Origin of the sequence: Achromobacter pulmonis, assembly GCF_902859765.1 — a bacterium.
GTDB lineage: Bacteria > Pseudomonadota > Gammaproteobacteria > Burkholderiales > Burkholderiaceae_B > Achromobacter > Achromobacter pulmonis.
The window spans coordinates 59,310-74,439 of the sequence record NZ_CADIJV010000009.1; the positions used below are offsets into that span (position 1 = coordinate 59,310).

At 68.5% G+C, this 15,130-nt stretch carries 17 protein-coding genes and 1 tRNA gene; 10 read left to right on the plus strand and 8 right to left on the minus strand.

Annotated elements, in window-relative coordinates; translation table 11 throughout:
• Positions 1-40 precede the first annotated feature (40 nt).
• Both HV701_RS10095 and HV701_RS10100 read right to left on the minus strand, forming a co-directional pair.
• Entirely contained in the window at positions 41-1,096 is a 1,056-nt protein-coding gene (locus tag HV701_RS10095) for a DUF72 domain-containing protein (RefSeq protein WP_175132929.1), read from the minus strand.
• Positions 1,097-1,148: 52 nt separating this feature from the next.
• Positions 1,149-2,609 (minus strand): amidase, encoded by a 1,461-nt coding sequence (locus tag HV701_RS10100; protein WP_175132930.1) that lies wholly within the window; start codon positions 2,607-2,609, stop codon positions 1,149-1,151.
• A 108-nt stretch (positions 2,610-2,717) separates the two neighbouring features.
• On the opposite strand from HV701_RS10100, the gene HV701_RS10105 reads away from it, so the two are divergent.
• Positions 2,718-3,338: a TetR/AcrR family transcriptional regulator gene (locus HV701_RS10105; RefSeq protein WP_175132931.1), complete on the plus strand. Its 621-nt coding sequence runs from the start codon at positions 2,718-2,720 to the stop codon at positions 3,336-3,338.
• A 1-nt stretch (position 3,339) separates the two neighbouring features.
• On the opposite strand, the gene HV701_RS10110 is transcribed toward HV701_RS10105, so the two are convergent.
• The 5 genes from HV701_RS10110 to HV701_RS10130 all read right to left on the minus strand — a co-directional run bounded on the left by HV701_RS10110 (position 3,340) and on the right by HV701_RS10130 (position 7,838).
• Positions 3,340-3,413: transfer RNA gene (locus HV701_RS10110), tRNA-Gly, on the minus strand.
• Between the two features lie 77 nt (positions 3,414-3,490).
• The gene (locus HV701_RS10115; protein WP_175132932.1) at positions 3,491-4,480 is read right to left on the minus strand and encodes a Bug family tripartite tricarboxylate transporter substrate binding protein; all 990 of its coding nucleotides are present in this window, start codon (positions 4,478-4,480) and stop codon (positions 3,491-3,493) included.
• A gap of 69 nt (positions 4,481-4,549) precedes the next feature.
• Positions 4,550-5,512 (minus strand): hydroxymethylglutaryl-CoA lyase, encoded by a 963-nt coding sequence (locus HV701_RS10120; protein ID WP_175132933.1) that lies wholly within the window; start codon positions 5,510-5,512, stop codon positions 4,550-4,552.
• 40 nt (positions 5,513-5,552) lie between these two features.
• Positions 5,553-6,746: a CaiB/BaiF CoA transferase family protein gene (locus tag HV701_RS10125; protein WP_175132934.1), complete on the minus strand. Its 1,194-nt coding sequence runs from the start codon at positions 6,744-6,746 to the stop codon at positions 5,553-5,555.
• A gap of 180 nt (positions 6,747-6,926) precedes the next feature.
• Complete coding sequence (locus HV701_RS10130; RefSeq protein ID WP_175132935.1) at positions 6,927-7,838, minus strand: LysR family transcriptional regulator; 912 nt, start codon at positions 7,836-7,838, stop codon at positions 6,927-6,929.
• A 146-nt stretch (positions 7,839-7,984) separates the two neighbouring features.
• On the opposite strand from HV701_RS10130, the gene trmB reads away from it, so the two are divergent.
• The 5 genes from trmB (at position 7,985) to lysM (ending at position 10,973) form a co-directional block, all read left to right on the plus strand.
• On the plus strand, positions 7,985-8,785 hold the full coding sequence (gene trmB / locus HV701_RS10135; RefSeq protein ID WP_254595151.1) for a tRNA (guanosine(46)-N7)-methyltransferase TrmB: 801 nt from the start codon (positions 7,985-7,987) through the stop codon (positions 8,783-8,785).
• Positions 8,785-9,726 carry a prolyl aminopeptidase gene (gene pip, locus HV701_RS10140; RefSeq protein WP_175132937.1) on the plus strand — a complete coding sequence of 314 codons (942 nt, stop codon included), beginning with the start codon at positions 8,785-8,787 and terminating at the stop codon, positions 9,724-9,726. Before trmB ends, pip begins: the two co-directional genes overlap by 1 nt.
• Positions 9,727-9,736: 10 nt before the next feature.
• On the plus strand, positions 9,737-9,937 hold the full coding sequence (gene thiS / locus HV701_RS10145) for a sulfur carrier protein ThiS (protein WP_042795329.1): 201 nt from the start codon (positions 9,737-9,739) through the stop codon (positions 9,935-9,937).
• 225 nt (positions 9,938-10,162) lie between these two features.
• Complete coding sequence (locus HV701_RS10150; RefSeq protein WP_175132938.1) at positions 10,163-10,480, plus strand: hypothetical protein; 318 nt, start codon at positions 10,163-10,165, stop codon at positions 10,478-10,480.
• Between the two features lie 46 nt (positions 10,481-10,526).
• Positions 10,527-10,973 carry a peptidoglycan-binding protein LysM gene (gene lysM / locus HV701_RS10155; RefSeq protein ID WP_175132939.1) on the plus strand — a complete coding sequence of 149 codons (447 nt, stop codon included), beginning with the start codon at positions 10,527-10,529 and terminating at the stop codon, positions 10,971-10,973.
• Between the two features lie 176 nt (positions 10,974-11,149).
• Here lysM and ffh read toward each other — a convergent pair whose 3' ends face one another.
• Positions 11,150-12,556, minus strand: coding sequence for a signal recognition particle protein (gene ffh / locus HV701_RS10160; protein WP_006385754.1), 1,407 nt, complete (start codon positions 12,554-12,556; stop codon positions 11,150-11,152).
• Positions 12,557-12,662: 106 nt separating this feature from the next.
• On the opposite strand from ffh, the gene HV701_RS10165 reads away from it, so the two are divergent.
• The 4 genes from HV701_RS10165 to HV701_RS10180 all read left to right on the plus strand — a co-directional run bounded on the left by HV701_RS10165 (position 12,663) and on the right by HV701_RS10180 (position 15,126).
• Complete coding sequence (locus HV701_RS10165) at positions 12,663-13,505, plus strand: cytochrome C assembly family protein (protein WP_175132940.1); 843 nt, start codon at positions 12,663-12,665, stop codon at positions 13,503-13,505.
• A 1-nt stretch (position 13,506) separates the two neighbouring features.
• The gene (locus HV701_RS10170) at positions 13,507-13,773 is read left to right on the plus strand and encodes a PP0621 family protein (RefSeq protein ID WP_175132941.1); all 267 of its coding nucleotides are present in this window, start codon (positions 13,507-13,509) and stop codon (positions 13,771-13,773) included.
• A gap of 135 nt (positions 13,774-13,908) precedes the next feature.
• Positions 13,909-14,487, plus strand: a complete 579-nt coding sequence (gene ampD / locus HV701_RS10175) for a 1,6-anhydro-N-acetylmuramyl-L-alanine amidase AmpD (protein ID WP_175132942.1) — start codon at positions 13,909-13,911, stop codon at positions 14,485-14,487.
• 18 nt (positions 14,488-14,505) lie between these two features.
• Positions 14,506-15,126, plus strand: coding sequence for a glutathione S-transferase family protein (locus HV701_RS10180; RefSeq protein ID WP_175132943.1), 621 nt, complete (start codon positions 14,506-14,508; stop codon positions 15,124-15,126).
• Positions 15,127-15,130: the final 4 nt, after the last annotated feature.

Here is a 15,130-nt window from a genome sequence, read left to right on the forward strand (position 1 = left end):
GGCCGGGCTCAGCGCCCCGGCATGCCGAGCCGGGCAGGCCCTACCCCGCAATGGCCTGGGCCAGTTTCAGGATGGACAGCGGCGCGCAGCCCTCGGCATCGTTGCTGACCGTCACGTAGGCCGGCTGGCCCGCGCCCGTGATACCGCGGATCGTGCGCGCCAGCACCGTGCGCGTGGGGATGTCCTCGCTGAGCAGGGCATTGAACGGATCATGCTTCTTCTGCGCATCGGCATAGCCATAGGGGCCGAAAACGCGGTTCAGGTTCCAGCGGCAGACCAGCGGTCCCGGCCACAACGCGCGCAGCATCGGCAGTTGCGCGTCGATCGGCGGCATCTTGCCATGCAGCCCCAGACAGAAAGTGGCCCCATGCGCCTTGAGCGTGTCAACCATCGCCTGGCCCAACAGTTCCGGGTCGCGTACTTCCACCGCGACGATCACGGCCTCATGTGCGGACAATGCCTCCCGCACGGCCGCCAGCATGTGCCCCAGTTTCTCCAACAGCGATGCCGAGCGACTCAGCCAGCCCAGCGGCAGCGGACTCAGCTGGAACACCAGGACCCCGAGCTTGGCCCCCAGGCCTTCCAGCGCCGGCCGCACGAATTCCTGGACCGCTAGCGACGGATCGAGGAAGACCGGGTTGGCCTCGCGCGTCCTGCCTTCTTCGCCACGCACCTGGGCGTCGGTAATGCTGGAGGGGCATTTGACGACGAACCGGAAATCATCGTCGACCTGTCCCGCGTAACCGGCATACTGGCTCGCCGTCAACGGCTGCCAGAAAGTCCGGTCCACGCAAACCGTGCGCAAAAGCGGATGCCGGTGGTAGGCGCCCAGGCCATGCCGGGACAGCGTGCTCGAATCGTATTCGCCGTCCCAGACCAGCCCTTCCCAGCCGGGGTATGACCAGGTGGAGACGCCAAAGCGCAACGGCGCCGGCAACTGGCCCGCGAGCGCGCGCCATTCCTGCCCCGCAGGAGCGGGCAGCACCCTGGCCATGCCGCGAAGGGCGGAAAGATCGGGATTGGCACGAGACTTGGCATGATCCGGCGTGTTAGCCGGCGGCAAGGGTAGCGCATCGCCGAAAAGATCGTCTTGCATACGTGGGGTTCTGGCACGGGGATGGGCTATAGGGTACTTGAATCGCGCCGGCTCAATTGTTCCCCGTCGACACCCACTCGCCTGGCTGCCGTGCCGCCCAAGGCAGGCTGCGCTCCAGCTGGCCGGCCACCCGGAACAGCACATCCTCGCGGCCGGCCGGCGCAACGAACTGCATGCCAATCGGCAGGCCGGTCGCGGCGTCCTGGAACAACGGCACCGACATGGCCGGCAGTCCGGCTGCGTTGAAAACCGGGGTGAACGGCGAACGGCCAAAGACGCGGTCGGTCCATTGGTGGCCGTCCATCGTGTCTGCGCCGACGGCATAGGTCCCCAAGGCCGGAGCCAGGTCGGGCAACGTGGGGGTCAACAGCAGGTCGTAGCGCGAGAAGAACGCCGCCACGCCGCGGGTCACGGCATTGCGCAGATCGAGGGCATGGAGCATCTCGATGGCGCCGATCGAGCGCCCCGTCCGATAGACCGCGAGCGTCTGCGGCTCCAGGGTTGCCAGGTCGGGCTGGCGCCCCGTGGCGCCCGCGATGCCGTCGATCCATGCGGCGATGTTGGCGGACCACAGCACCGAGCTGGCATGCACGAACGCCTCCCAACTGACGCCCAGCGGCGCCTCGGCCTCTTCGACCTCGTGGCCGAGCGAGGCGCACAGCCGCACCGCCTCGGCGAGGCGCTCCAGGATGGGCGCCTGGGTGCGCTGGCCTCCCCAGGCCTGCGGCATGACGCCGATGCGCAGCTTGCCGGGCTCGATGCCGACTTGCGCCAGGTAACGGCCAACCGGCGGCGCAATCGCATACGGCTCGCCATCGGCCGCGCCGTGCACCGCGTCCAGCAGCGCGGCGCTGTCACGGACCGAACGGCTGACGCCAAGCTGCGCCGCCAGGCCGTTGATGGCCTCTTCCAGCCCGGCCCCATTGGACACGCGGCCGCGCGTCGGCTTGAGCCCGAACACGCCGCAAGCCGCCGAGGGAATGCGGATCGAGCCGGCCGCGTCGGTGGCATGGGCCAACGGCGCGATGCCGGCGGCAACCGCCGCCGCGGCGCCGCCGCTCGATCCGCCCGCGCCATGGGCCACATTCCAGGGGTTGCGCGTCGGGCCGCACAGCGTGGATTCGGTCGTGCCGCTCCAGGCGAACTCTGGCGTCGCGGTGCGCCCCAGGGTCACCAGCCCGGCCTCGCGAAAGCGCCGCATCAGCAGCGAATCGGCCGCGGCCGTGAAGCCTTGCGCCAGCCTGCTGCCGAACTCGTTTTTCCTGCCGGCCATCGCGACCCCCACATCCTTGATCAGGAAGGGGACGCCCGCCAGAGGCGAATTTCTGTCCCTCGCGGCGTCAACGTCGGCCAGGTCCGGCGACCAGCTTTCGATCACCGCGTTGATGCGCGGATTGATCCGCGCGCACGCTCGAAGCGCCGTGTCGGCAAGCTCCCGGGGACTCACCTCGCCTTGCGCGATGAGGCCGCCAAGCCCGACCGCGTCGTATTGCACGTACTCTGAGAGCTTCATTACTGTTTCCTATCGACCAGGGGTGGCATAGAATCGCCACTGAGTGATACTGATCAGTATCAACGGAATCCGAATGATGATACCGATCGGTATCGACGTCAAGAACCCATGACAAGAAAACAGAGCGACAACCAGAACGAGGCCGTGCCCGCCCCCACTCCCGCGCCGCGCGAACGCGTGCTCGCGGCGGCCGGCGAGCTGTTCTACAACGATGGCATCCGGGCGACCGGCGTCGATGCCATCGCCGCCCGCGGCAACACGACGAAGATGGCGATCTACCGCCATTTCCAATCAAAAGATGTGCTGGTGACCGAATGGCTGCGCCAGGTGATCGACGACTACTGGCGCGCGCTCGATGCCATCGAGGCCGCGCATCCGGACGATCCTCGCGCGCAGATCCTTGGGTGGGTCACCTATTTTTCGGACGAAGCGCGAGCCTGGTCGCACCGCGGCTGCGCGTTCATCAACTCGATCGCGGAGCTGCCCGATCCGGAACATCCCGGCCGCAAACTGATCGAGGAACACAAGGCGCGGCAATGGCGGCGGCTGGCCAGCCTGTGCGAGCGGGCGGGCCTGGCGTCGCCGGAAGACACGGCAAGCGAACTCACGTTCATATTCGAGGGCGCGCAGGTGTCCGCGCAGAACCGGTCAATCCGCGACGCCGACCGGCAGTTGCGGCGGATCGTCGATGCCGTCATCGCGCGGCAGGCTACGGCTGGTCGTCGGTGAATGGAGCGGGTGAAGGGAATCGAACCCTCGTATGAAGCTTGGGAAGCTGCCGTTCTACCATTGAACTACACCCGCTCGGGTGTCGTGCCCCGGCGCAAAACCGGGGCAGAGGCGAAGATTATAGCCTGGGTTTTTCTCCCCGGCTGCCGCGGTCAGTTGGCCTTGATGCCCGCCGCCTTCACCACCTTGCCCCAGCGCTCAAGTTCGGACTGGGTGTAGGCGCCCAGCGTCTTCGGCCCCATGAATTCCGCCTCGGCGCCCTGCTCGGCCGCCTTCTTGCGGAAGGCATCGGTCTGCATGATCTTCTGGATTTCACCGGCGATCTTGTCCACCACCGGCGCGGGCGTGTCCTTGGGCGCGTACATGGCGAACCAGGACGAGACAATCAGATCGGGATAGCCGGCTTCGGCGGCGGTGGGCACGTCCGGCAGCGACGCCAGGCGCGTGCTGCCGGTGACTGCCAGCGCGCGCAGCTTGCCGGCGGCGATCTGGCCCAGCAGCGGCGGCGGCGTGGTGATGGTCATGTCGACGGCGCCGCCCAACAGGTCGTTCAGCGCGGGGCCGGTGCCCTTGTACGGGATGTGCGTGATTTGCGTGCCGGCCATCTGGTTGAGCAGCTCGGTGGCGACCTGCTGCAATGAACCGTTGCCGGACGAGGCGTAGTTGAGCTTGCCCGGATTCGCCTTGGCGTACGCGACCAGCTCCTTCAGGGATTTGATCGGCAGGTCCGGGCGCACCACCACGACCTGCGGCGCGGACAGCACATTGGCGACGGGAGCAAAGTCCTTGATCGGGTCCCAGCCGGAGGTCGGCGTGACGTGCGGCGTGATGACCTGGAAGCCCGAGTATTGCAACAGCAGCGTGTAGCCGTCAGGCTTGGCGCGGGCCACCGCCTGGGCGGCGATGCCGCCCGAGGCGCCGGGCTTGTTCTCGACCACGACACTCTGGCCCAGGGCGGCGCCCAGCGGCTGCGCGATGAGGCGGGCGGCGATGTCGGTGGTGCCGCCGGGCGCGGCCGATACGATCAGCGTGATCGGACGGTTGGGAAAATCCGCCTGCGCGTGCGCGGCGCCGGTGGCGGCCAGGCCCAGCGCGACGGCGGCGCAGGCGCGTAGAACGGGAACGGGACGAAAAGCGGTCATGCGGTTGTCTCCTTGCTGTTTTTGTAGGAAGCGCCCGCGGGCGGGCGCGTGGTGTGAATCGGAAAAAAGCTATGCCGCCGGCGGCGCGGCGCCGAAACGTTCCGCCAGCCAGGCGGGCGGCGGATGCGCGGCCAGGCGCGGCCCGGCGCGCAGCAGCGCCGTGGACAGTTCGCGGCCGACCACCGCGGGCAATCCGCGCAGGATGGCGAGCAGCGGTTCCAGCGACACGCCCGTCCGCACGCCCATGCACTCGAACATGTGGACCAGTTCCTCGGTGTTGACGTTGCCGCTGGCGCCGGGCGCGTAGGGACAGCCGCCCAGGCCGCCGGCGGCGGCATCGAAACGGGTGATGCCGGCCTGCCACGCCGTGACGGCATTGGCCAGCGCCATGCCGCGCGTATTGTGCAGGTGGGCGGTGAGCGCCGTGCCCGGCAGGCGCTGCGCGGCGGCGGCGCACAGCGCGCCGACCTGGGTGGGATAAGCCATGCCGGTGGTGTCGCACAGCGTGATGCCGCGGGCGCCGGCATCCACCAGACGGGCCGCCAGGTCCAGCACCTGCGCCGTCGGCACATCGCCATCGAAGGGGCAGCCGAATGCGGTCGATAGCGACACGTTGCAAGGCGCGCCGGCGCGCGCGGCGGCGGCCAGCACCTGGCTGAGTTCGTCGAACGACTGCTGGCGGGTCATGCGCAGGTTGGCGCGGTTATGCGTCTCGCTGCACGACATGACCAGGTTCATCTCGTCAACCCCGGCTTCCAGCGCCCGCTCCAGGCCGCGGATGTTCGGCACCAGCGCGGTGTAGATCACGCCGGGCCGGCGGCGGATGCCCTGCATCACGGCGCCGGCATCGGCCAGCGCCGGAATCGCCTTCGGCGAGGTGAAGCTGGTGACTTCGATGCGGGCGAAACCGCACTCGGACAGCGCGTCGATGAAGGCGATCTTGTCTTCGGTGGGCACCATGCGCGCTTCGATCTGCAAGCCGTCGCGCGGGCCGACCTCGTTGATTTCCAGGACGGGGGAACCGGTGTTCATGGCTGCATCCTCGCTGCCGGGCAGCGCAAATTGAAGTGGCTCATGCGATCACGCCGCGCGCCCGCAGCGCCTCACGCTGTTCCGGGCTCAGCCCGGCCGACGCCAGCACCGCGTCGGTGTGCTCGCCCAGCGTCGGCGCGCGCTCGCGCACCGCGCCAGGGTTGGCCGACAGGCACGGAAACACGGCCGGCATGTCCACGGCGATGCCGCTGGCGGCCTGCAGGCGGGTGATGGCCCCGCGCGCCTGGTAATGCGGATCATGGGCGATGTCGGCCACGGAATAAATGCGGCCCGCCGGCACGTCGGCTTCGCGCATCGCCTGCAACACCTCGTCGATGCCGCGCTCGCCGGTCCAGGCGCCGATGGCCTGGTCGATCTCGGCCACGCGGCGGGCGCGGCCATCGTTGTGCGCCAGGTCAGGATCGCGGCCCAGGTCGTCGCGGCCGATGCGGGCCATCAGGCGGGTGTAGATGGCGTCGCCATTGCCGGCGATCAATACATAGCCATCGCGGCACCGATAGGCGTTGGACGGCGCAATGCCGGGCAGCGAGGCGCCGGCCGGCTCGCGCACGGCGCCGAACACGGAATATTCCGGCAGCAGGCTTTCGCTGAGATTGAACAGGCTCTCGTACAGCGCCGCGTCGATCACCTGCCCCTGGCCGCCCCGGGCATCGCGCTGGTACAGGGCCAGCAGCACCCCCAGCGCGCCATGCAGGCCGGCGATGGTGTCGCCCAGCGACAGGCCGGCGCGCACCGGCGCGCGGCCCGGCTCGCCGTTCAGGTAGCGCAGCCCGGCCATGGCTTCGCCGATGGCGGCAAAGCCCGGCTCGCGCGCCTTGGGACCGGTCTGGCCATAGCCCGAAATGCGCAGCATGATCAGGCGCGGGTTCAGCGCGTGCAGCGTCTCCCACGACAAGCCCCACTTCTCCATCGTGCCGGGACGGAAATTCTCGATCAGCACGTCGGCCTCGGCCGCCAACTGGCGCACGATGTCCTGGCCCTCGGGCTGGCGCAGGTCGACGCAGACGGATTGCTTGTTGCGCGACTGGGCCTCCCACCATACCGAGGTGCCCTCGTGCAGCAGGCGCCATTTGCGCAGCGGATCGCCCTGCCCCGGCGGCTCGATCTTGACGACCTGCGCGCCGAAATCCGCCAGCGTCTTGGCGGCGAACGGCCCCGCGATGAGTTGTCCGAGTTCCAGCACGCGTATGCCGGCGAGTATCTGCCCTGCCATGTCGCCTCCCGGGCGCATCCAACCGATGATGGCCGGCAGTGTGCGCCATCGCCCTCGGCGGCGGAATGGACGATTCGGGAAGGGGGCATTCCCGGATCGAGAAAGCCCGGCGCGGCAGCGGCGGTCCCGGCGTCCGATTACCGGCCAGTGCAAGGCGCCTCTTTGTCGTGGGGCCTGAGCTTAGGCCGTGCCCGGGTCCTGCGCGCCGCGCAGATGCGCCAGCAGCAGCCGCGCCGCCACCGGCAGCGCATCGGCATCGCGCACCCCGAGCAGCAGCCAGCGGCGCGCCCAGTCGTCGGCCAGGGGAATCAGGCGGATGGGCATGGAGCGCGCATGCGGCTCGGCCGCCAGGCGCGGCAGGATGCCGACCCCGCGCGTGGCGGCCACCATGCGGCAGATGGCGTCGAAGCTGCGCACCTGGATGCGCAGCCGCATGTCGCGGCCCAGCCGGCCGCTTTCATCGGCCAGGCGGGTGGCCAGGGACGTGGCCGGCGGCAGGCCGACGTAATCGTAGGCCAGGGTATCGGCGAACGCCACGCTGGCCTGGCGCGCCAGCGGATGGCGCTGCGGCACGATCAGCACCAGCTCGTCGAGCCGGTACGGCACGGTCGCCAGCCCCGTCGCGGGCGTGCGATCGGCGAACACGCCGATATCGGCGCGGTTCTCCAGCACGGCGGTGACGATGTCGCTGCTGTTCTGCTCTTCCAGGTCGATGCGCACGGCCGGGTGCGCTTCCATGAACGACGCCAGGTCTTCCGGCAGGAACTGGGTCAGCGACGAGGTATTGGCGGCGATGCGCACCTGCCCGCGCACCCCCCGGGCAAAATCGGACAGGGTGCCCGCCATCTGCTCCACCTCCTGCAGCACCCGCAGGGCATGGACCAGGCAGGCCTGGCCGGCCTCGGTCAGCTCGACACCGGCCGCATTGCGATACAGCAGCTGGGTATCCAGCGCGGCCTCCAGATCCGAGATCCGCTTGCTGGCCGCCCCCACCGCCAGATGCGACTGGCGCGCGCCGGCCGAGATGCTGCCCTGGCGGGCCACCGAGACGAAAAGCGAGAGCGTGACGAGGTCGATGCGGGCGATATTCATGGCGGACGGATGGCGCCAGGCGGGCGCCGCGGCTGCACTATAGCGCGGGCCGCCCGCGCCGGCCCCGTTGCGTGCACGGTAATAAGTCCCTATTTAATCCCCCAGGCGGACGGCGGCCCGCCGGGGCTGCCACTACAATCCCGCCTATGACAACGAACCGCTCTGCGAATCCGCCCGTGAACACCCCCGCAATACCCGGCAACGCCGACGCGCCCGCGTCGGTTTCCCCCCAGACCGAAGCCGCGCTGGCCAGCACCGCGCATGCCCCCAACAGCCCCGGCGCCACCCACATCCGCAGCTTCGTGCACCGCCGCGGCCACATCACGCAGGGCCAGCAGGCCGCGCTGGAACAACTGCTGGGCAAGTGGTCGATCCCCTACGCCGCCCGGCGCCTGGACCCGGCCGTCGCCTTCGGCCGCGCGGCGCCGACGGTGCTGGAAATCGGTTTCGGCATGGGTGAGACCACCGAAAAGATTGCGCTGGCGCGTCCCGGCGACAACTTCCTCGGCGTGGAGGTGTTCAATGCCGGCGTCGGCTCGCTGCTGCGCCGCATCGAGGATTCCAGCATCCCCAACCTGCGCATCATCCAGCACGACGCGGTCGAGGTCGTGCGTGACATGATCGCGCCGGACTCGCTGGCCGGCGTCCACATCTACTTTCCCGACCCCTGGCCCAAGAAGCGCCACCATAAGCGCCGCCTGGTCCAGCCGCCGTTCATCGCGCTGCTGGCCAGCCGCATCGCGCCGGGCGGCTACATCCATTGCGCCACCGACTGGGAAGACTACGCGGTGCAGATGCTCGACGTGCTGGGCAACGAACCGCAGTTGAAAAACACGGTGGACGGCTACGCGCCGCGCCCCGACTACCGCCCCCTGACCAAATTCGAGACGCGCGGCCTGCGATTGGGCCACGGCGTCTGGGACCTGATCTTTAAGCGAGTCGCCTGATGCTCTACCCCGCGATCGAACCCTATCGCCACGGCATGCTGGAGACCGGCGACGGTCACCAGGTGTATTGGGAACTCTGCGGCAATCCGCAGGGCAAGCCGGCGGTATTCCTGCACGGCGGCCCCGGCAGCGGCTGCTCGCCGGTGCATCGCCAACTGTTCGACCCGCGGCGCTACAACGTGCTGCTGTTCGACCAGCGCGGCTGCGGCCGTTCGACGCCGCACGCCAGCCTGGACAACAACACCACCTGGCACCTGGTGGCCGACATCGAGCGCCTGCGCACCGAAGTCATGGGCGCCGACCAGTGGCTGGTGTTCGGCGGCTCATGGGGTTCGACGCTGGCGCTGGCCTATGCCGAAACGCATCCGGGGCACGTCAGCGAACTGGTGGTGCGCGGCATCTTCACGCTGCGCCGCGCCGAGGTGCAGTGGTTCTACCAGGAAGGCGCGTCCTGGCTGTTTCCCGATCACTGGGAAGAATACCTGGCGCCCATCCCCGAAGCCGAGCGCGGCGATCTGGTGGCGGCCTATCGCAAGCGCCTGACGAGCGACGATCCGGCCGAGCAACTGCGCGCCGCCAAGGCCTGGAGCAAGTGGGAAGACAGCACCATCACGCTGCTGCCCAGCCCGCGCCACCAGCAAAGCCACGCCGCCGACCGCGCCGCGCTGGCCTTCGCCCGCATCGAGAACCACTATTTCACGCACGCCGGCTTCATGGAAGAAGGCCAGTTGATCCGCGACGCCCACAAGCTGCGCGGCATCCCCGGCACCATCGTGCAGGGCCGCTATGACGCCTGCACCCCCGCGCGCAGCGCCTGGGACCTGCATCGCGCCTGGCCCGAGGCCGAATTCCACCTGGTGCCCGATGCGGGCCACGCCTTCGACGAACCCGGCACGCTGGCGCGCCTGATCGCCGCCACCGACGCCTACGCCAAACGCTGAGGAGACCGACATGCACATCACCCTGAACGGCGACGCCCGTGAATTCCCGCTCGACACCACGGTGAACGAACTGCTCGAAACGCTGGGCTATGCCGGCAAGCGCGTCGCGGTGGAACGCAACGGCGAAATCGTGCCCAAGAGCCAGCACGCGCAGACCGCGCTGACCGACGGCGACCAGATCGAGATCGTGGTCGCGGTGGGCGGGGGCTGAGGGAATCTCGCCCTCTCCGCGAACGCGCGAATATCGCAAAAAGGGCTGCAGCAATGCAGCCCTTTTTGCATGAATCTGACGAGGGACTAGCAACCTGTTACACGTTAACCCCTCGTCTGGCGGCGACGGGGCGAGTCATAATCGTTGGTGCTGGCGTTGCCGTCGTCAGGTTGTCGTGTTGTTGTTCTAACGTTGCACAATGCCCTGTGGGGCTGAGGAGGCACCATGAACACCGCCGTCATCATCAACCTCATCATCCAGCTTGTCGCCGGCGCCGCCGGCGGCAACGGCCTGGGAAAAATGCTTCAGCAGTTCAACCTGGGGCCTCTGGGCAACACCATCGCCGGCGCGATCGGTGGCCTGGCCGGCGGCTCATGGCTGGCGCCAATGATCACGGCCGGCGCCGGCGCCGTCGCGGCGGGCAACGGCGCGCTCGACCTTTCCGCGATTGCCGGCAGCGTGGTCGGCGGCGGCGTCGGCGGCGCCGTGCTGACGCTCATCGCCGGCATCGTACGCAAGATGTTCACGGGCCGCGCGCCCTGACATGCATCGCTCTTTTTCTCACCGCAACATAGATAAAGGAAACACGATGGGTCTGCTCAATTTCATCAAGGACGTTGGAGAAAAACTCTTCGGTGCCAGCGAAGCCAAGGCGGCAACGCCCGATGAACTGAAGAAAGAGCTCGACAAGCACGGCCTGAACGCGGATGGCCTGCAGATCTCGGTCGATGGCGACAAGGTCACCGTCACGGGCGAGGCCGCCAACACCGAAGCCGCCGAGAAAATCGCGCTGGCGCTGGGCAATACCGTCGGCGTGGCCGCTGTGGACAACCAGTTGCAGGTCAAGCAGGCCGCGCCCGAGGCCAAGATGTACACGGTGCAGAAGGGCGACAACCTGTGGAAGATCGCCGAAGCGCAATACGGCAAGGGCCAGGGCGCCAAGAACACCCAGATCTTCGAGGCCAACAAGCCGATGCTGACCAGCCCCGACAAGATCTATCCCGGCCAGGTGCTGCGCATCCCGCCGCTGTCGTAAGCAACAAACGGAATGGGCCCTTGCGGGCCCGTATCGCGGCGCAGAACCCCCTGCCAGCCGCGATGATTTGGCCAGGCGCAATGCCTGGCCATTTTTTTAGTGATGATTCCGGGGCGCAGGCCAGCGGGTCACCGGCAGGCCCGAGCGAGCCCTGCCGCCGGGTACCCGCGTGCCGCTCAGCCCTTCATGAAGCGGCCCATGCCCTTCATGCCGCCCATAGCGCGCATCATCTTGGCCATGCCGCCCTTCTTCATCTGCTTCATCATGCCCTGCATCTGCTCGAACTGGGCCAGCAGGCGGTTGACTTCCTGTACCGGCACGCCCGAACCGGCCGCGATGCGGCGCTTGCGCGAAGCCTTGATGAGTTCCGGTTTGGCGCGCTCGGCGGCCGTCATGGAATTGAGGATGCCCTCGGTGCGGCGCAGCTGCTTTTCGGCCTGGCCGCCCTGCAACTGGCCGGCGGCCTGCTGGAACTGGGCCGGCAGCTTTTCCAGCAGCGAACCCATGTCGCCCAGCTTCTTGACCTGGCCGAGCTGGTCGCGGAAGTCGTTCAGGTCGAACTTGTTGCCCGACTTGATCTTGGCCGCCAGCTTCTGGGCCTCGGCGATGTCGATGTTCTTCTGGGCCTGCTCGACCAGCGAGACGATGTCGCCCATGCCCAGCACGCGCTGCGCCATGCGCTCGGGATAGAACGGCTCAAGGCCGTCGAGCTTTTCCGAGACGCCGACGAACTTGAGCGGCTTGCCGGTGACGTGGCGCACCGACAGGGCCGCGCCGCCGCGGGCGTCGCCGTCCAGCTTGGTCAGCACCACGCCGGTCAGCGGCAGCGCCTCGGCGAAGGCGCGGGCGGTGTTGACCGCGTCCTGGCCCTGCATGGCGTCGACCACGAACAGCGTTTCGACCGGCTTGACCAGATCATGCAGCGCGCGGATCTCGCGCATCATGGCCTCGTCGATGCCCAGGCGACCGGCCGTGTCCAGGATCAGCACGTCGTAGTGGTGGCGGCGGGCATGGTCGACCGCGTTGCGGGCGATGTCCTCGGGCTTCTGGCTGGGGTCGGACGGCAGGAAATCGACGCCGACCTGCGCCGCCACGCTCTTCAACTGGTCGATGGCCGCCGGGCGGTAGACGTCGGCCGACACCACCAGCACTTTCTTCTTGCCGGTCTTGCGGCCGTGCTGGGTGTGCTGGCCTTCGCTCAGCCAGCGGGCCAGCTTGCCGGTGGTGGTGGTCTTGCCCGCGCCCTGCAGGCCGGCCATCAGGATCACGGCGGGCGGCTGCACCGCCAGCGACAGTTCGCCGGAATCGGCGCCCAGGTCGCCGCCCATGAGGGCGGTCAGTTCCTTGTGAACCACGCCGACCAGGGCCTGGCCGGGGCTGAGGCTGCCGGCGACTTCTTCGCCCAGCGCCTTTTCCTTGACCCGGGCGACAAAATCGCGCACCACGGGCAGCGCCACGTCGGCTTCCAGCAGGGCCATGCGCACTTCGCGCAGCATTTCCTGGGTGTTGGCCTCGGTCAGGCGGGCTTCGCCGCGCAGCGTCTTGACGACGCGCGACAGGCGTTGAGTTAGGTTATCGAGCATGAGAGGCGTTTCCGCTTAAACTAGTTGATTGAACGGTGGCCGCAGGCGCGGATTGCGCGCTGTCGGGCGGCATGCGCCCCCAGGCCCCATCCAGACAACGGTTTCTATGTCACTTGGCATTGTATTTCACACAGCGGCCGCCTTGGCGTATGCCGTGCTGGGAGGGTCCCTCTGGATCCGCCTGGCGGGCGCCGGGGAAGTCGAGCAGACGGGCAAGGTCGCCCGCCTGTGCCTGCTGGGGGCCCTGGTTCTCCAAGGCATCGGGCTGCAACAATCCATGCTGGGAGCGCCCCACCTGTTCATCGGGTGGGCGCTGGCCCTGTCAGCCGCGATCTGGCTGGGCATGGTCGTCTTCTGGCTCGAAAGCCTGCTGGTGCGCATCGACGGCCTGCAATTGCTGCTGCTGCCGGCCGCCACCCTGGCCAGCGGCCTGGCCGCCCTGTTCCCCCAGGGCCAGTTCGTGCCCCACGCCGACAACGCCTGGCTGCGCGTGCACCTGCTGATCGCCCTGGCCGCCTACGGCCTGATCACCATCGCCGCCCTGCACGCCATGCTGATGGCGCTGCTCGACCGCCACCTGCACCGCCCCCTGGACGCCCCCGCCGAACGCAGCATCATCGGCCGCGTGCTGGACTCGCAGCCGCCGCTGCTGGTGCAGGAACAACTGCTGTTCCGCATCATCTGGATCGGCTTCGTGGTGCTGACGCTGGCCGTGGGTTCAGGCTCGATCGCCTCCATGAAGCTCACCGGCCAGATCCTGCCCTTCGACCACAAGACCGTCTTCACGCTGCTGTCCTGGCTGACTTTCGGCGTGCTGCTGGCTGGCCGCCATATCTGGGGCTGGCGCGGACGCGTGGCGCTGCGCTGGACCCTCACCGGGTTCGGTTTCCTGATCCTGGCCTACACCGGCAGCCGGTTCGTGCTGGAAGTCATTCTGCATCGAGGCTGACGTGGGCAAACTGCTGTTCTGGATCGTCATCATCATCGGCGTGCTGTTCGTGGCGCGCATCGCCGGCCGCATGGCCGCCGCCCGCCAGGAGTCCCCCGCCGCCGCCAAGCCCCGCGCCAAGGCCAGTCCGCCCGCCGCCGGCGCCCCCGAGGCCATGGTTCGCTGCGCCCACTGCGGCATCCACCTGCCGCGCTCCGAAGCCCTGTTGCTGGGCGGCCAGACCTGGTGCAGCCAGGAACACGCCCGGCTGGGACCGGCGGCGAAGTAGGCGGACACGCGGCCGCGCCAGGGCTCGACGCGGCGCCGCCCACACCGCGCCCGGAGAGCCCTTATCGGCCCTCCACCCGTCCCTCCTTCCAAGGCACGGCATAATGCATGTTGGATACCAACCTGCTTTCGTCCCATGCCTCTGCTTCTGGATCGACATGGCTGGCTGGCGCCGGCCCCGGGTGTTTCCCGACAGCCCTCCCCCAACTGCGATGCGCGTCCGCGGGATGCCCAGGTGTCGCTGCTGGTCCTGCACAACATCAGCCTGCCCCCTGGGCGGTTCGGCGGCCCCGAAGTGGCCGGCCTGTTCCTGAACACGCTGGATCACGGCTCGCATCCCTGGCTGGAACGCCTGCGCGGCCTGCGGGTGTCGGCGCATTTCTTCATCCGCCGCGACGGCCGCATCGTGCAGTTTGTCTCCACCGACGCGCGCGCCTGGCATGCCGGCGTCTCGCGCTTCGCCGGCCGAGAGCGCTGCAACGACTTCTCCATCGGCATCGAACTGGAAGGCACCGACACCCTGCCCTACACTGACGAACAGTACCTGACGCTGCGCCGACTGACGCCGGTGCTGCGCGCGCGCTATCCCCTGGCGGCCGCCTGGGGCCACGAACACATCGCCCCCGGCCGCAAGACCGACCCGGGGCCCGCTTTCAACTGGACGCGCTTCGGGCGCGACAGCGGCTTTGCGCGGCGGCAGTTGCCGCCCGCCTGACCCCTACAAGGAATGGTTATGTTGAAGATCTGGGGACGGCTGACGTCCGTCAATGTGCAGAAGGTCATGCTGGCGGTGCGCGAACTGGCGCTGCCCCATACCTTCATCGAGGCCGGCGGCCCGTTCGGCGTGGTCGACACGCCCGAGTACGCCAGCATCAACCCCAACCGCACCGTGCCCGCCATCGACGACGGCGGCTTCGTGCTGTGGGAATCGAACGCCATCGTGCGCTACCTGGCCGCCCGCTACGGCGCCGGCACCCTGTGGCCCGAGGACGTCTGTCTGCGCGCCGACGCCGACCGCTGGATGGACTGGCAAACCACCGAATGGCAAGGCGCCATGGGCCCGGCCTTCCTGGGACTGATCCGCACGCCGGAAGAAAAACGCGACCACGCCGCTATCGAGCTGTCGGTCAAGCGCAGCAATGCCCGCGCGCGGATCCTGGACCAGGCGCTGCAAGGCCGCGAGTTCATCGCCGGCCGCCACCTGACCATGGGCGACATCGCCCTGGTGTGCTCGGCGCACCGCTGGCTGGCGCTGCCGATCGAGCGGCCAGACACGCCGGCGCTGTCGGCGTGGTATCGGCGCGTGATGATGCGGCCGGCGACGCAGGGGGTGTTGACGTTGCCGTTGGAGTAAGGAC

Excerpts from the sequence above, each read along its gene's own strand:
- HV701_RS10095 (WP_175132929.1), bottom strand. The coding sequence starts at position 1,096 with ATGCAAGACGATCTTTTCGGCGATGCGCTACCCTTGCCGCCGGCTAAC.
- HV701_RS10100 (WP_175132930.1), bottom strand. The coding sequence starts at position 2,609 with ATGAAGCTCTCAGAGTACGTGCAATACGACGCGGTCGGGCTTGGCGGC.
- HV701_RS10105 (WP_175132931.1), top strand. The coding sequence starts at position 2,718 with ATGACAAGAAAACAGAGCGACAACCAGAACGAGGCCGTGCCCGCCCCC.
- HV701_RS10115 (WP_175132932.1), bottom strand. The coding sequence starts at position 4,480 with ATGACCGCTTTTCGTCCCGTTCCCGTTCTACGCGCCTGCGCCGCCGTC.
- HV701_RS10120 (WP_175132933.1), bottom strand. The coding sequence starts at position 5,512 with ATGAACACCGGTTCCCCCGTCCTGGAAATCAACGAGGTCGGCCCGCGC.
- HV701_RS10125 (WP_175132934.1), bottom strand. The coding sequence starts at position 6,746 with ATGGCAGGGCAGATACTCGCCGGCATACGCGTGCTGGAACTCGGACAA.
- HV701_RS10130 (WP_175132935.1), bottom strand. The coding sequence starts at position 7,838 with ATGAATATCGCCCGCATCGACCTCGTCACGCTCTCGCTTTTCGTCTCG.
- trmB (WP_254595151.1), top strand. The coding sequence starts at position 7,985 with ATGACAACGAACCGCTCTGCGAATCCGCCCGTGAACACCCCCGCAATA.
- pip (WP_175132937.1), top strand. The coding sequence starts at position 8,785 with ATGCTCTACCCCGCGATCGAACCCTATCGCCACGGCATGCTGGAGACC.
- thiS (WP_042795329.1), top strand. The coding sequence starts at position 9,737 with ATGCACATCACCCTGAACGGCGACGCCCGTGAATTCCCGCTCGACACC.
- HV701_RS10150 (WP_175132938.1), top strand. The coding sequence starts at position 10,163 with ATGAACACCGCCGTCATCATCAACCTCATCATCCAGCTTGTCGCCGGC.
- lysM (WP_175132939.1), top strand. The coding sequence starts at position 10,527 with ATGGGTCTGCTCAATTTCATCAAGGACGTTGGAGAAAAACTCTTCGGT.
- ffh (WP_006385754.1), bottom strand. The coding sequence starts at position 12,556 with ATGCTCGATAACCTAACTCAACGCCTGTCGCGCGTCGTCAAGACGCTG.
- HV701_RS10165 (WP_175132940.1), top strand. The coding sequence starts at position 12,663 with ATGTCACTTGGCATTGTATTTCACACAGCGGCCGCCTTGGCGTATGCC.
- ampD (WP_175132942.1), top strand. The coding sequence starts at position 13,909 with ATGCCTCTGCTTCTGGATCGACATGGCTGGCTGGCGCCGGCCCCGGGT.
- HV701_RS10180 (WP_175132943.1), top strand. The coding sequence starts at position 14,506 with ATGTTGAAGATCTGGGGACGGCTGACGTCCGTCAATGTGCAGAAGGTC.